The sequence below is a fragment of the Pseudomonas sp. G.S.17 genome (assembly GCF_038096165.1).
GTDB lineage: Bacteria > Pseudomonadota > Gammaproteobacteria > Pseudomonadales > Pseudomonadaceae > Aquipseudomonas.
Map to the genome: position 1 here is coordinate 3,467,716 of NZ_CP151076.1, position 13,427 is coordinate 3,481,142.

Annotated in this window: 15 protein-coding genes and 3 pseudogenes; 12 read left to right on the plus strand and 6 right to left on the minus strand. The window is 57.1% G+C overall.

All coding sequences use genetic code 11. The features are described 5' to 3' along the window. Positions 1–94 precede the first annotated feature (94 nt). Positions 95–334: pseudogene (locus AABC73_RS16355) on the minus strand (hypothetical protein); the annotation flags it as partial. Continuing rightward, on the minus strand, positions 330–1,217 hold the full coding sequence (locus tag AABC73_RS16360; RefSeq protein ID WP_341520078.1) for a LysR substrate-binding domain-containing protein: 888 nt from the start codon (positions 1,215–1,217) through the stop codon (positions 330–332). The pseudogene AABC73_RS16355 and the gene AABC73_RS16360, both read right to left, overlap by 5 nt. A 171-nt stretch (positions 1,218–1,388) precedes the next feature. On the opposite strand from AABC73_RS16360, the gene AABC73_RS16365 reads away from it, so the two are divergent. Next, on the plus strand, positions 1,389–2,048 hold the full coding sequence (locus AABC73_RS16365) for a glutathione S-transferase family protein (protein ID WP_341520079.1): 660 nt from the start codon (positions 1,389–1,391) through the stop codon (positions 2,046–2,048). 239 nt (positions 2,049–2,287) lie between these two features. Here the strand turns inward: AABC73_RS16365 and AABC73_RS16370 are convergent, their stop codons facing one another. After that, positions 2,288–2,650, minus strand: coding sequence for a helix-turn-helix domain-containing protein (locus tag AABC73_RS16370; protein WP_341520080.1), 363 nt, complete (start codon positions 2,648–2,650; stop codon positions 2,288–2,290). A 113-nt stretch (positions 2,651–2,763) separates the two neighbouring features. Between AABC73_RS16370 and AABC73_RS16375 the strand changes: the two genes are divergently transcribed. The 4 genes and pseudogenes from AABC73_RS16375 (at position 2,764) to AABC73_RS16390 (ending at position 5,130) form a co-directional block, all read left to right on the plus strand. Continuing rightward, entirely contained in the window at positions 2,764–3,498 is a 735-nt protein-coding gene (locus AABC73_RS16375; protein WP_341520081.1) for an SDR family oxidoreductase, read from the plus strand. A 30-nt stretch (positions 3,499–3,528) separates the two neighbouring features. Further along, positions 3,529–4,167: pseudogene (locus tag AABC73_RS16380) on the plus strand (NADPH-dependent F420 reductase); the annotation flags it as partial. A gap of 79 nt (positions 4,168–4,246) precedes the next feature. After that, positions 4,247–4,666: an ester cyclase gene (locus tag AABC73_RS16385; RefSeq protein WP_341520082.1), complete on the plus strand. Its 420-nt coding sequence runs from the start codon at positions 4,247–4,249 to the stop codon at positions 4,664–4,666. A 47-nt stretch (positions 4,667–4,713) separates the two neighbouring features. Further along, a complete protein-coding gene (locus AABC73_RS16390) occupies positions 4,714–5,130 on the plus strand; it encodes a nuclear transport factor 2 family protein (RefSeq protein WP_341520083.1) in 417 nt (138 codons plus the stop codon). Positions 5,131–5,614: 484 nt separating this feature from the next. Here AABC73_RS16390 and AABC73_RS16395 read toward each other — a convergent pair whose 3' ends face one another. After that, positions 5,615–6,373, minus strand: a complete 759-nt coding sequence (locus tag AABC73_RS16395) for an SDR family oxidoreductase (protein WP_341520084.1) — start codon at positions 6,371–6,373, stop codon at positions 5,615–5,617. A gap of 153 nt (positions 6,374–6,526) precedes the next feature. Between AABC73_RS16395 and AABC73_RS16400 the strand changes: the two genes are divergently transcribed. Then, a complete protein-coding gene (locus AABC73_RS16400) occupies positions 6,527–7,120 on the plus strand; it encodes a TetR/AcrR family transcriptional regulator (RefSeq protein WP_341520085.1) in 594 nt (197 codons plus the stop codon). 44 nt (positions 7,121–7,164) lie between these two features. Here the strand turns inward: AABC73_RS16400 and AABC73_RS16405 are convergent, their stop codons facing one another. Then, positions 7,165–7,482, minus strand: coding sequence for an SDR family oxidoreductase (locus AABC73_RS16405; protein WP_341520086.1), 318 nt, complete (start codon positions 7,480–7,482; stop codon positions 7,165–7,167). Then, entirely contained in the window at positions 7,403–7,705 is a 303-nt protein-coding gene (locus tag AABC73_RS16410; RefSeq protein WP_341520087.1) for an SDR family NAD(P)-dependent oxidoreductase, read from the minus strand. The genes AABC73_RS16405 and AABC73_RS16410 overlap by 80 nt, the downstream gene beginning before the upstream one ends. Before the next feature lie 299 nt (positions 7,706–8,004). On the opposite strand from AABC73_RS16410, the gene AABC73_RS16415 reads away from it, so the two are divergent. From AABC73_RS16415 to AABC73_RS16440, 6 genes and pseudogenes are all read left to right on the plus strand, one after another. Beyond that, on the plus strand, positions 8,005–8,283 hold the full coding sequence (locus tag AABC73_RS16415; RefSeq protein WP_341520088.1) for a helix-turn-helix transcriptional regulator: 279 nt from the start codon (positions 8,005–8,007) through the stop codon (positions 8,281–8,283). 136 nt (positions 8,284–8,419) lie between these two features. Next, complete coding sequence (locus AABC73_RS16420) at positions 8,420–10,000, plus strand: sensor domain-containing diguanylate cyclase (protein WP_341520089.1); 1,581 nt, start codon at positions 8,420–8,422, stop codon at positions 9,998–10,000. 8 nt (positions 10,001–10,008) lie between these two features. Then, positions 10,009–10,110 (plus strand): annotated as a pseudogene (locus tag AABC73_RS16425) (two pore domain potassium channel family protein); the annotation flags it as partial. 22 nt (positions 10,111–10,132) lie between these two features. Next, positions 10,133–10,471: a hypothetical protein gene (locus AABC73_RS16430; RefSeq protein ID WP_341520090.1), complete on the plus strand. Its 339-nt coding sequence runs from the start codon at positions 10,133–10,135 to the stop codon at positions 10,469–10,471. Between the two features lie 60 nt (positions 10,472–10,531). Further along, on the plus strand, positions 10,532–11,497 hold the full coding sequence (locus tag AABC73_RS16435) for an endonuclease (protein WP_341520091.1): 966 nt from the start codon (positions 10,532–10,534) through the stop codon (positions 11,495–11,497). 159 nt (positions 11,498–11,656) lie between these two features. Then, positions 11,657–13,372: an amidase gene (locus AABC73_RS16440; protein ID WP_341520092.1), complete on the plus strand. Its 1,716-nt coding sequence runs from the start codon at positions 11,657–11,659 to the stop codon at positions 13,370–13,372. Positions 13,373–13,427: the final 55 nt, after the last annotated feature.

A 13,427-nucleotide genomic window follows, 5' to 3' on the forward strand; every position in this document is an offset into this window, starting at 1 on the left:
CCGAGCCTGCAGGGGTTTTCTCCTCCACAGTCTAGCCTGTGTAATATCAAACTGGAATCACCCGACTACCGTGTCGACGATTGGCAGTTCGAAGTCGCATCTGCGCGGTGATCTCAAACTGTACGGGCCGTCGTGTCTTTTGCTGCACGACCATTTCCCTGGCTGCGATGAAATTCCCATGGGCCACATCACGAACACGTAGTTTCGTCAGATCTCATGCACGTAGCTTACTGTCGATTGCTGGATCGAAAAGCGCTGGATCTCTCACTTTTTGGGCAAGCTCAAGGCTGATCCTGATGCCCCAAATGAGGCAGTTAACACTCAGTTCGCTAATTCCCTAATACGTCGCTGAGGTGGGTTACCAGTGCGCGCACCTTGGCCGAAGGCTTGGGGCCCGACGGAAATACCGCAAACGCCTTTAAAGGCTCGAGCTCGTAGTCGGGCAACAATTGCACAAGGCTGCCATCGTTTAGCTCCTGTGCTGACATGATCGTTGTCACATTGGCGATGCCAAGACCCGCCAGTGCAGCAGCCAGAATACCTGGTGCTGCATCGATCTTGACTCTTCCACGCAACGTCACAATCCGCTCCGTACCTGCCTTGAACAGTTTTAATGTGCTTTTCTCCGGAAAGCGTTGTTCGTGCAAGAGTGCGTCGTGAAGTTCCAGTTCTTCAGGTGCTTTTGGCACTCCTCTCTTGGCGAGGTATGCCGGCGACGCCACTAGCACTCGCGCCACTGAAGCAATTTGCCGAGCGCCGAACGTGGAATCCTCAAGCGTGCCCATTCGGATTGCCATGTCGACTCCGGCTGACACCAGGTTCTGCCGCTCATCTCGCATGGTGATTTCGACTCGCAGATCAGGGTAACGCTCCAGGAAACCGGGCAAGACGGGAATGACCGCTCGGGTACCGTACATAATAGGTACCGCAAGGCGAATGGTGCCACGCAGGGAATCGATTCCTCGAGCCGCATCTTCAGCGTCCTCCAGGTCGGCAGCAGCTTGGCGAGCTCTCTCCAGAAACGCAGCACCTGCTTCAGTGAGTGCCACATTCCGGGTCGTACGTAGCAAGAGCTTCACACCCAGACGAGTTTCCAATCCCGTGACGATACGCGAGGTCGATGGCTGTGAAAGCCCAAGCTTCCGGGCGGCACGGGAGAAGCTTCCCGACTCCGCGACACGGGTGAAAACTTCGATCTCAAGCCAGCGATCAGTCATTCACATTCCAAATAAGTGTTGTGAGAAATGGCAGTATTATTTTGCCTGAAGAAAGAGTTTACCTTGGTCTCGTCACCCAATAAGCCTGACGGAGAACATTCGTGATCCTGGAAGGTTATCGAGCCCCTGCAAGCTTGATTTAACAACCAACGTCACTGTGTGAGGAAAACAATGTCCATTAAAATCTACGGCGATCCGGGCTCAGGTAGCCTTCGTCGTGTCACTGCTGCTGCCGCAATCATGGGCGTCGATATTGAACGTATGAATGTCGACTTATTCAAGGGTGAAAGTCATACCCCTGAGTTTCTGAAGCTGAACCCGCACGGCCTCACTCCCGTGCTTGAAGACGGCGATACCGTCATCTGGGAAGCGTCAGCCATTAATTTGTACCTTGCCGAGAAAGCCAACTCAAACCTGCTTGGACGGACTCAGTCAGAGAAGTTGGAGGTCCTGCAATGGATGTTCTGGTCGGGTGAGCAATGGCGGATATTCTCCACTCTTCTTTTCAATGAGTGGGCGGGCGCAGCGTTCATGAGCAAGCCTGAGACCGAGGCGATCGTCCAGTTGGCGATGACCAATATTCGCAACGCTGCACACGTTCTGGATTCCCATCTCACGACCCGAAAATTCATCGTCGGTGATGCGTTGACCCTCGCCGACATTGATATCGCAGCACCTTTTTCGCAGTACAAACGGACTGGCGCGCCTTTCGGAGAGTTCCCGAACCTGGTCGCGTGGCAACAGCGTCTTCTCGAGACCGTACCCGCATGGGCTGCTACTCGTGATGAGGTAGAAAAGCGGATGGTTGGAGCCCTCAGCGCCGTAAGCTGACCGCTGCACGGCTAAATCAGCCTGAAGCCCACAAACCAAGATCATGATGGTCCGCTATGAGTCGCTTTCTGCCTCTCGCGACGGGCAAAAAACGGCCAGAAGTGGACCTTCAGCTTTCGTCCAAAACATGTGCCAGTGCGCTCAAACCACGCATCCTGACAGCCTGATCGGACGAATTAAACCTGCCGCCCTCACACGAATGCGGAGCGTCACCCAGCTCAGTATTTCCCAGCATTCTGCTAGGGCAAAGTGTCGCGCTTGGCGAAGATGCTTGCCATTTGCGCCGCGTTCTCGGTTCCCCAGGTGCACAGCGGCATGATCGCTTCAGCCAGGCTGCTACCGAGCGGGGTCAGCGTGTAGTCCACCCGCGGGGGCACTTCTTTGTAGTCGTTCCGCGCCAGTACGTGATCGGCCTCCAGATCCTTCAATTGCTGGATCAGCACCTTGTCGCTGACGCCGGGGATCAAACGTTTGAGCTCGCCGTAGCGCTTCGGTCCGTCCCGTAGGAAAAACAGGACCAGCGGTTTCCACTTGCCCGAGATGATGCGCAGCGTGGCGTTGAGCCCGCAGCCGGTGCCGCAGATTTCAGAAGTCGTCGTCATTTTTTGGTACTTACCTAAAAGTGCATACTTGTCGTTAGGTTATTAGGCCTGCATCCTTGGTCTCAAGCAAGCAGTTCCCTGTTTGCACACAACTCCAAGGAAAAATACACGTCATGACCAGACTGAATGGAAAGACCGCCGTGATCACCGGCGGCGCTACCGGCATCGGCCTCGCCGCTGCAAAGCGCTTTATCGAGGAAGGCGCCTTCGTCTTCATCTTCGGCCGCCGGCAGGAAGCGCTCGACGCCGCCGTGGCCGATCTCGGGCCCAATGCCCGCGCGGTAAAGGGTTCGGTTTCCGATGAGGCCGACCTCGACCGACTCTACGCAGCGGTGAAGGCCGAGCGCGGAACCCTCGACATCGTCTTCGCCAATGCTGGAGCGGGAAGCCAGCTTGCGCTCGGCAAGATCACCGCCGAGCACATTGACGAAACCTTCGACACCAACGTGAAGGGTACGATCTTCACGGTCCAGAAGGCGCTGCCGCTGATGGGCCAGGGCGGTTCAATCATCCTGACCGGGTCGAGCGCCGGCACCACGGGCGCCCCGGCATTTAGTGCCTACAGTGCGAGCAAGGCAGCAGTGCGCAACCTCGCGAAGACCTGGGCGGAGGATCTTAAGGGCACCGGCATCCGGGTAAACGTGCTGTCGCCCGGCCCGACGGCGACCGATCTCGCGAAGCAGGCTCTAGGCGAGGAAGGCATGAAAGTCTTCGCCTCGATGAATCCGCTCCAGCGCATGGCTGAACCGGCGGAGATCGGAGCGGTAGCCGCTTTTCTCGCCTCACAGGACAGCAGCTTCATGACCGCCAGCGAGGTTGCCGTCGACGGCGGCCTGGCGCAAATCTGACCCTACTCCCTACGGCGCTCCACTCAATATTCGGAGCGCCGTAGGGCTCGGCAAACTGAAGGAAAATATATGAGCTACGCAATTATCGGCTTCGGCAATATTGGCCAGGCCCTGGCCAAGGCATTTGCCCGAAGCGGCATCGAAGTATCCGTTGCAACCACTCGTGACCCGGAGAGCTTTGCCTCCGCTGCGGCCGCGATCGGACCCACGATCATTCCCAAAACCCTGGCGGAAGCCGTCAAGGCGGACATCGTCTTTTTGGCGATCCGTTTCGAGTCACACCCGGATGTCGCGAAGGCGTTGCCGACCTGGAAGGGCAAGATCATCATCGATGTGACCAATGCCTACGGCGTTTCCCCTGAGGAACTGGGCGATCAACCTTCTTCCAGGGTCGTCGCGCAGGCCTTCACGGATGCGAAATTAGTCAGGGGCTTCAATCATTTGGGTGCTGCCGTCCTTGGTCAAGATCCGGCCGTACAGGGAGGCAGGAGAGTTGTGTTCCTCGCGAGCGACGATGACGACGCCGCGGAAGAGATTGGTGCGCTTGCGGAAAAACTCGGCTACTCGCCGATCAAACTTGGCGGGCTTTCGGAAGGTGGGCTGTTAGTGCAGGCCCGGGGAAATAGCTGGGGTCAACTGATCTTCAAGGACCTGGTCAAGTTCGACTGATGAATCGTGATCGCACATGTCGATGCGATCCGGCCTCGACGCTTAGATAAGTACTTAACAATGAAGAAACGGAGTGATGATGCTAAATAATGAAAGAATAATCAGAGAACTCTGTGCCGCCGCGGAGGGGCAAGGAACGGATATCGAGAAGTTTGTTTCCATGTTCTCTGAGGAAGGATACATGTGGGATATGGCTTCCGGCATGAAGTTCCGCGGGAAGGCCATCGGTGACTCTATCGCTGGTCTGGTAAGCGCGTTCCCCGATGTCCACCGTGAGTTGTTGAATATCCACGTCGCGGGAGATGTGGTCGTTGTCGAGCTCGCGATTCGGGGAACGCACACAGGTGATCTGGCTCTTGCTTCCGGGACCCTGGCTCCCACGGGCAAGACGATAGATGTCCCGTCCTGCGATGTTTTCCACCTCGAAAATGGGAAGGTCATATCTTTCCATTGCTACAACGAGGCTTCCGTCATGCAGCAACAACTTGGCCTCGGCTGAATTACCGACACTACGCGATCCTATGTAAGAGCAATGGAGAGGTCTTTATGAGCATTCAAGAGAATATCCAGATTGTGAAGGACTTTTTTGCGGCAATGGGCGGCGACGATAGGCAAGGCCTGCTGGCGTTGGCGGCCAAAGATATCGAGTGGATCATTCCGGGAGAGGGCTGGCCGCTGGCCGGCACACACCGCGGGCACGCGGGATTGGCAGACTTGCTTCAGAAGGCTTCCGCAGAGATGGAAATCTCATCCCCAGAGCCCCCTGAGTTCGTAGCGCAGGGAGACCGGGTTCTGGTCGTCGGCGTCGCCAAGGGGAAAGTCAAAGCCACGAATAGGACGTTTGAGGACTATTTTGTCTTCGCCATCACTGTGCGAAATGGCAAGCTCACGAACATTCGAGAATATGTCGACACGCAAGCACTGGCGCGAGCCTCAGAGATGGACGCAAGCCCCAGGCCATGAGCCATCGGGACCGATACCACCCAAGACTATCCGCAAAGGATTGATGTATGGGTCACGGCCGGCTGAGAAGACCACCCTCCATTTCGAAATCAGTGCATAAAACATGGTTTATGGACCTCTCCCCAATTGAAACTTCGACTCGGTCCATCGAATAAAACATTTCGCTTTTAACTGCTCCGGTTATGCGGCACATCTTCGTCGCAATGTGTGGACAGTTACATGTGGGACAAGTCGTCCATAATCAACGACCGCCGTCATAGCCACAACGTCGGCCTGCCCACTGGCAGCTGTTCCCGTCAGGAACAGCTGCCTGGGGCTTCCTTATCAATATCCGGGAAGCAACGTTTCACCGGGCTGAAGAGCTATCCAGCAGTGCCACGCATTTCTGTGGCCTTTGCTCCAGACTTCCTGGTCATCGTTTTCTCTCCACGACCATTAAGACTGAGGCACTGGCCCTCCCGAGCAACTTCGCTGAAGGACTTGCTCAGATGCTCAAACCACCGGCGATATCAATCACACCACCAGTGATGTAGGCACCGTTCGGACCCGCCAGGAAACACACCAGCGCTGCGACTTCTTCAAGTGATGCAATCCGCCGAATAACATGAAGGTCCAGTAGCGCGTCAGGGACGCCATCACCCAGCACCTCTGCGGCCATGTCAGTAGGCATGACCCCAGGCTGGACGACATTGGAAGTGATATTCCGGCCGCCCAGATCACGGGCAACGCCTTTGGCATAGCCCGCGATGGCTGCCTTGGTGCCCGCATAGTCGGCGGCACCGGCAAAAGGAACGTGGCCGCCCAGCAGCGAGCCGATGAAAATGATTCGGCCACCATCGGACAACACAGGAGCTGCCGCGCGCGTGTTCGCGACCGTACCCATCACGTTGACTTGCCACTGGCGATCAAGATTTGCCGTGTCGAGATCCGTCGCGTCGACTGTTTTACCTTGTACGGCGATTGCCGCGTTGTTGACGAGAATGTCGAGGCGTCCGAAATGGGCGAGTACCTTATCGATCATCGGCTTGGCAGCGGTCGTATCGGCCTGGTCGCTCTGGATAGCGAGCGCACGCACGCCTTTTGCCTTCAGCTGCTCGACGATCTGCTCTGCCTTTACGGTGGAAGCCACATAGCTGATTGCAACATCAGCGCCCTGTTCTGCCAGCGCCTGGGCGATAACTGCGCCGAGACCTCTTGACCCGCCTGTTACCAACGCCACCTTGCCAACCAATGAATTCTGCATGAGACCACCTCTTTCGCATGGGATTAGAGGGTCGGAGGAAGCTTGCCCAATCCATACCGACCGTTACGATAACGATCAGTAGTTAATTTTAGATGTACATCCACTGTCAAGATATTTAGTATCGATCGTTATGGAAAAAGCCGAGGCTATCTGATGGGACGTCATCGCGAATTCGATGTGGATCAGGCGCTGGACGCCGCTCTTGGTGTTTTCTGGCACAAAGGTTATGAGGGCGCGTCATACACTGACCTGACTCAGGCCACGGGCGTCGAACGTCCCGGACTTTATTCGGCGTTTGGTAACAAGGAAGCGTTGTTCCTGCGTGCGCTCGGGCGCTATTACGAGCACTATCTGGATTTCTTTCCCGCCGCGATGGACCTGCCCACGTCCAGGGAAGTCGTTGAACACATTCTGCGCCGCTCTATTGAACTCAATACGCGCTATCCGGATCACACAGGGTGTCTTGGCATCCATGGCGTACTGGCCGCTTCGGACGATGCCGAACCTATTCGTCAGGCGCTGATCGATGCCCGCGCCAACGGAGAAGCGCTGCTGCGCGAACGCCTCGAGCGGGCCAAGACAGAAGGCGATCTACCCCAGACAGCCAATAGCGCTGCGCTGGCCGTTTATCTGCTCGCGGTGCTTCATGGTATGGCTGTTCAGGCCAAGGCGGGGTTTACGCGTGATGTACTGGAATTGGTCGTAGACCAGGTATTGTCAACCTGGCCATCAAACGATACTCCGTAAGGCATGTGCTGCGGTCTTGTAAGAGCGTTGTTAAAGGTATGCACTCAGAGGTATTCGAGATTGCCATCGACACTGATCGCTTGACCGCTGATGTTGGACGCTGCCTGCGAAAACAGAAACAGCGCCATAGCGGCAATATCCTCCATCGTCACCATTCGGCGTAGGGAGATTTTGTCCAGGTACTGGTCGCGCATGACCTCGAAGCTGATATCCAGTGTTTTCGCTCGTGCATCGATCACCCGGTCCATGCGCTCCCCCGCCACCACGCCCGGCAGGATGGCGTTAACGCGGATATTGTGTGGCCCCAGTTCTGCCGCCAACGACTTCATCAGCCCTACTAATTGCCCACTTGGTCGAGGCATAAGGCGTTCTGAAGGGATACCCCAACCGTCCCGCAACCGAGGACATGGCGATGATGTGCGGGTTCTGCCTGGACTGCTTCAGGAAAGAAATGGCTTTGCTCAAGAAGTAGTACTGGCTGTTGAGGTTGGTAGAGACAGTCTGCTCCCGGGCATCCGCGTCCAACTCCTCGATATTGCCTTTCGGCCCGGCAATTCCCGCTGTAGACCAGAACGTCCAGCCCACCTAGCAACGAGAGTGCCTCATCCATAACTCGGTCAACCTGATGCTTGAACCCGACATCAACCACGCCGCCCCGCAATCCCGAGTACTCGAGCTTCATGCGGTCGACGGCGCTGGCGTTGATATCGCAAATGTAGACTTGCGCATCCACCTCATGAAATGCCTTTGCGGACAGTTCGATCCTCGAGCAAAAAACTCATCTGGCCCACCGCCTGACAGCGACTCTGTTGCAAGAAACCTGTGACCGACTGATTGGGCAGGCGAAGGTATCTTCGGGGATTTCGGGCGAGGTGTATCAGATAATGAGGCAGAACCCGGGTGAATTTCCGAGCAAGGAGATGACCGCCGAACGCCTGCACATGACCACCCGCAGCCTGCGCCGAAAACTGCTGGAGGAAGATACGTCGTTCGTGGCTATCACGGATGACGTACGCTGCTCGCTGGCTATCGAATACCTTAGAACGACAATCATGAGCACCGACGATATCGCGCAACTGCTGGGCTTTTCCGAGCCGACCAATTTCCGCCGAGCATTCAAACGCTGGACCGGTAAAACCACCAGGGACTATCTCCAGGGTTGATAATCCGGGAAGCAGCGATGCGTCTGGCTGGTTTCATCCGTTAACCATCGGGAGCCAATTGGCCCTAAGCTGGTCAACACCATTGTCCGCTTGCCCATGTATGGCGGTTCACATTTTTTTCCATTGAGGTATCTCGATGCCGGGACGCAAAGAGAGAGCAGCATCACCGGACGCTACCGCTGAGCCCTTGACGTTAGGCGCAGGCCGCGCTGCGTCTGGATTTCGCCTGACAGTGTGTTTCATCGCGCTGGTGATCATCACCTTTCTGTCTGTCGAAGGGTGGCGAGCATGGCGAGATTATCGCCAGGCTTTCGCCGTAGCTCGCGACTCGGCGTCCAACCTGGCACGTGCTACGGCCCAACATGCTGAAGACGCCATTCGCCAGGTTGATCTTCTGACTGCGGCACTCGCTGAACGCGTAGAAGGCGATGGCATCGCAAATATCGACGTGCCTCGAATACACGCGCTGATGATTCTGCAAGCCAAGATCATGCCCCAGCTACACGGCCTGTTTATTTACGGCCCTAATGGCGATTGGATCGTTACTGACAAGTCTGTCAATCCTGAAGCCGCAAACAACGCCGACCGCGAGTATTTCATCTACCATCGCACCCATAAAGATCAGAACGTCCGGATCGGCAAGGTCGTTAATAGCCGCTCAACCGGCGAGCCCATCATTCCCATTTCCCGTCGCCTGGACAATCCCGACGGATCGTTCGCCGGGGTCCTGCTGGGTACCATCAAAGTCAGCTACTTCGTCGACTATTACGGTGACTTCAAAATCGATGACAAAGGCGCACTGGTCTTGACCATGCGTGACGGTACGATCCTGGTCCGGCGTCCGTACAATGCAGCGGTCATTGGCCAGAGCCTCGCTGCAAGCGAGATATTCAAGACCTATCTTCCCGTTTCCGACCAGGGTGTTGCCGAGGTCAAGGCCGTGGTTGATGGCACCTATCGCCTCTACGGCTATCGCGCCTTGAGCAGCTACCCTCTTGTAGTCGAAGCAGGCCTGTCGAGAGAATCCTTCGTCGGCCCATGGCGTCGGGACTTGATCAAAACCGGCATAGTCCTGCTGGTGCTGGTTGCCGGTCTGGCTGTCTTTGGCTTTGTGGTGCTCGGCCATTTGCGGCAACGAACGGCGATGGAGCGGGAAATCCGGCGAGTCCATCAAACCGTGCGAAACATGGCCCTGACCGACAGTCTGACAGGCCTCGGCAATCGCAGGATGCTGGACCTGGTATTGGCCAAAGAAATCAGCCGCGCCAAACGCGAAGGAACGCAGCTGGCGTTGATCATGCTGGACGTAGACTATTTCAAGCGCTTCAACGACAAATACGGACATTCCGCCGGCGACGACTGCCTGCGTCAGGTAGCTGAGGCCATTCGCCAATCTCTCAATAGACCCGCGGATCTGGCAGTTCGATATGGGGGTGAAGAATTCACAGTGCTGCTGCCCGACACCGACAGTATTGGCGCCTACCTCGTAGCGCAGACGATTCTGGACAGCATCCGCCTGCTGACGATTGAGCACAGCGATCACCCGCTGGGGATTGTCACCGCAAGTGCCGGCATTGCTACCTGCTTGCCGGGGGCCGAAGACGCCACTGCCGACGGGCTTATCAAAGCTGCCGATGCCTTTCTCTACGCGGCAAAAAGCAAGGGTCGCAACCGCTGGGCTGCAGCCAACCGGGACGGCCTGGAGCACGCTGTTTGAGTGCCCCAATGATCATCGTCACCTTGATCAATATGCTGATCATCACCACCGCTGTGTTCATCCACTACGAATGCTTGTTGCGCCTGAATCTACTCCTGCCCGGGCTGAAATTTATCCGCACTTCGAAAAACCATGAATATTGACAGCAGCACTGAAGACTCCAGCGCTGCGCTGACCGCAAGGGAGGTTTGCCATATCCTGCGCGAGGTCACTTTCGAGCGTCGCGTCATGACCAAGGCATGCGATCAGTCCTGGGATGAGATCCATGCCGGCTTGTTCGTCGTTCTCGTCGACGGTTGGCGTATCACGATCTACAACGACTGCGACGCGCTCGACTACTGTGAAGAATGCATCAGCCCCGAGGGTAGGCGGTGGTCATTGGACAATGGCGACCGCTACGGTACAGATCCGATCGCCCTGCTCTCGACCTGGGAACACGGGACGCTTGAGTGCCTACTGAAGCGATTGTGAGCCAATTCTCAACCAGAACATGAGTACAATGCGGCACCTGAAACTTGAATATGCTCACTCATGAAATTGTTGCTTTACGTCTTATTGCTGTCCATCTCCGTCATCAATCCCGCCTTCTCAAGCCCTCCATCTAATTTTTCCGAAGCCAAGGTCATCGCGAAGCAGAAGGTCTATCTCGATCAGGCCAACAGCGCGCAGGGTGATCTGTATTGCGGCTGCAAATGGACGTGGGTGGGGAAATCGGGTGGCCGTATCGATGCCGCTTCCTGCGGCCTTCAAGCCCGCAAACAAGAAAACCGCTCCGACAGAACCGAGTGGGAGCACATCGTTCCGGCATGGACGTTCGGCCATCAGCGGCAGTGCTGGCAGAATGGCGGTCGCGAACACTGTGTAAGTGATGATCCGGTGTTTCAGGCCATGGAAGCTGATCTGTTCAACCTTTACCCTTCAGTGGGTGAGGTCAATGGTGACAGGAGCAATTTCAACTACGGAATGGCGTCCGGCGTCGCGCCGCAATATGGTCAATGCAAGACCAAAGTCGACTTCGAGCAGCGCGAAGCCGAGCCACGCGATGAAGTGAAAGGCCTGGTAGCGAGGACGACGTTCTACATGTTCGACCGGTACAACCTGACCATGTCACGCCAGCAGCAACAGTTGTTCATGGCCTGGGACAGGCAGTTTCCAGTGACGCCCTGGGAAAAGGAGCGAAACGTCCGGATTGCGGCGATCATGGGCCACCCCAACCCGTTCGTGACCAACGACCGCACCTGGACGCAAGGCTACAAGACCGTCGGTGACGGTGTAGTCAGCTCGATCCCGGACCGAGCTTCGCCGCCAGCAGCGCAGCCACCAGTCACTCGCTCAGCGTCAACTGGTGCGATCATCGGCAACCGCAATAGTCACGTGTATCACTTGCCCCACGGCTGCCCGAGCTACGACAAGGTTGCAGCGAAAAACCGGATGTCGTTTCAATCCGAATCTGAAGCCCTGGCGGCGGGCTATCAGAGAGCCGGGAACTGCAAATAAGGAACGCGCAATGCCCTAAGCTGTGCTTACACGGTCGGCTAAAGGTATTGTTCGCGCTGGCCGAGCGAGCCTTTGCGAGGTGTCCGTCCGTGTTGGCGATAGAGGTTAGTGATGCAAGATGTGCGCAATGTTGAAGGCGTGGAAGATAGAGGAATTCCAATGATCGAAGTCACAGAGGCACCCATAGCCAGGCTGCGTACCGCGCTTGAGTCAGGGCAGACAACCGCAGTCGAGCTGGTGCAGGCCTATCTGGCCAGGATTGACGCTTACGACGGCCCCGATACAGCGACTGCCCTGAATGCAGTGGTGGTGCGCAACCCGGAGGCGATTGAAGAGGCTCGGGCGTCCGATAGTCGTCGGGCCAAAGGCGAGACTCTCAGCCCGCTCGACGGGATCCCTTACACGGCCAAGGACAGCTATCTGGTCAAGGGTCTCACCGCCGCTTCGGGCAGCCCGGCTTTCGTCAATCTGGTCGCGCAGCGCGACGCTTTCACTATCAACCGCCTGCGTGCTGCCGGGGCAATCTGTCTGGGCAAGACCAATATGCCGCCCATGGCCAACGGCGGTATGCAACGCGGCGTCTATGGCCGCGCGGAGAGTCCGTATAACGCTGACTTCCTGACTGCGCCTTTTGCGTCCGGCTCATCCAACGGCGCCGGGACTGCAACGGCTGCAAGCTTTGCGGCTTTCGGCATGGCGGAAGAAACATGGTCCAGCGGCCGCGGCCCTGCGTCGAACAATGGTCTTTGCGCTTACACCCCTTCGCGTGGCGTGATTTCGGTGCGCGGTAACTGGCCTTTGACGCCGACCATGGACGTTGTCGTTCCGTACGCGAGAACCATGGCAGATTTGCTTGAAGTGCTGGATGTCGTGGTCGCGGAAGATCCCGACACGCGCGGCGATTTGTGGCGACTGCAGCCTTGGGTGCCGATCCCCAGCGTTGCATCGGTACGCCCCGCGTCCTATGCCGAACTTGCGGTCAGTCGCGATGCTCTGGCCGGCAAACGCTTCGGCGTGCCGCGCATGTACATCAACGCCGATCCGGAAGCTGGCACCGCAGAGAAACCAGGCATCGGAGGTCCGACCGGGCAACGCATCATCACCCGCGCCTCGGTTATCGATCTGTGGCAGGACGCCCGCAAGGCGCTCGAGGCGGCTGGCGCTGAAGTGCTTGAGGTAGATTTCCCGCTTGTCTCCAATTGCGAAGGGGATCGTCCTGGCGCGCCAACCGTATTTACTCGCGGACTGGTGTCGAAGGAATTCCTGCATCATGAACTATGGGATTTGTCGGCCTGGGCGTTTGATGACTTCCTCCAGGCAAATGGTGATCCAGCCTTGAATCGTCTGGCCGATGTCGACGGGGCGAAGATCTTTCCTCACGATCCCGGGACGTTACCCAATCGTGAGGACGACCTCGCCGCCGGCATGGACGAATACGTGCGCATGGCCGAGCGCGGTATCACGCCCTGGAATCAGATCCCTACCCTGCCCGATGGCCTTCGGGGCCTGGAACAGACTCGACGCGTCGACCTGGAAGACTGGATGGACAAACTTGGCCTGGACGCGGTGCTGTTCCCGACGGTGGCCGACGTCGGCCCGGCGAATGCCGATGTCGATCTGCAATCTGCCGATATCGCCTGGAGCAACGGCGTGTGGGTTGCCAACGGCAATCTCGCCATTCGCCACTTGGGCGTGCCAACCGTTACTGTCCCGATGGGCGTGATGGCCGACATCGGCATGCCGGCCGGACTCACCTTTGCCGGGCGCGCGTATGACGATTCGAATCTGTTGCGCTTTGCCTCGGCTTTCGAGTCGGCGGGGACCAAGCGTTTGATTCCACCGCGTACGCCAGCGCTGACGTTGCCGAACGGTTAAAGCAAGATGGGTAAGGCGCAAGGCGCAGGATGAGCAATGGGCGAATTGTCCCAGG

What these genes read in the sequence shown, in the direction of transcription:
- AABC73_RS16430 (WP_341520090.1), top strand. Translation starts at nt 10,133, where the DNA reads ATGAATATTGACAGCAGCACTGAAGACTCCAGCGCTGCGCTGACCGCA.
- AABC73_RS16360 (WP_341520078.1), bottom strand. Translation starts at nt 1,217, where the DNA reads ATGACTGATCGCTGGCTTGAGATCGAAGTTTTCACCCGTGTCGCGGAG.
- AABC73_RS16395 (WP_341520084.1), bottom strand. Translation starts at nt 6,373, where the DNA reads ATGCAGAATTCATTGGTTGGCAAGGTGGCGTTGGTAACAGGCGGGTCA.
- AABC73_RS16435 (WP_341520091.1), top strand. Translation starts at nt 10,532, where the DNA reads ATGAAATTGTTGCTTTACGTCTTATTGCTGTCCATCTCCGTCATCAAT.
- AABC73_RS16400 (WP_341520085.1), top strand. Translation starts at nt 6,527, where the DNA reads ATGGGACGTCATCGCGAATTCGATGTGGATCAGGCGCTGGACGCCGCT.
- AABC73_RS16375 (WP_341520081.1), top strand. Translation starts at nt 2,764, where the DNA reads ATGACCAGACTGAATGGAAAGACCGCCGTGATCACCGGCGGCGCTACC.
- AABC73_RS16390 (WP_341520083.1), top strand. Translation starts at nt 4,714, where the DNA reads ATGAGCATTCAAGAGAATATCCAGATTGTGAAGGACTTTTTTGCGGCA.
- AABC73_RS16415 (WP_341520088.1), top strand. Translation starts at nt 8,005, where the DNA reads ATGAGGCAGAACCCGGGTGAATTTCCGAGCAAGGAGATGACCGCCGAA.
- AABC73_RS16440 (WP_341520092.1), top strand. Translation starts at nt 11,657, where the DNA reads ATGATCGAAGTCACAGAGGCACCCATAGCCAGGCTGCGTACCGCGCTT.
- AABC73_RS16365 (WP_341520079.1), top strand. Translation starts at nt 1,389, where the DNA reads ATGTCCATTAAAATCTACGGCGATCCGGGCTCAGGTAGCCTTCGTCGT.
- AABC73_RS16405 (WP_341520086.1), bottom strand. Translation starts at nt 7,482, where the DNA reads ATGCCTCGACCAAGTGGGCAATTAGTAGGGCTGATGAAGTCGTTGGCG.
- AABC73_RS16370 (WP_341520080.1), bottom strand. Translation starts at nt 2,650, where the DNA reads ATGACGACGACTTCTGAAATCTGCGGCACCGGCTGCGGGCTCAACGCC.
- AABC73_RS16385 (WP_341520082.1), top strand. Translation starts at nt 4,247, where the DNA reads ATGCTAAATAATGAAAGAATAATCAGAGAACTCTGTGCCGCCGCGGAG.
- AABC73_RS16420 (WP_341520089.1), top strand. Translation starts at nt 8,420, where the DNA reads ATGCCGGGACGCAAAGAGAGAGCAGCATCACCGGACGCTACCGCTGAG.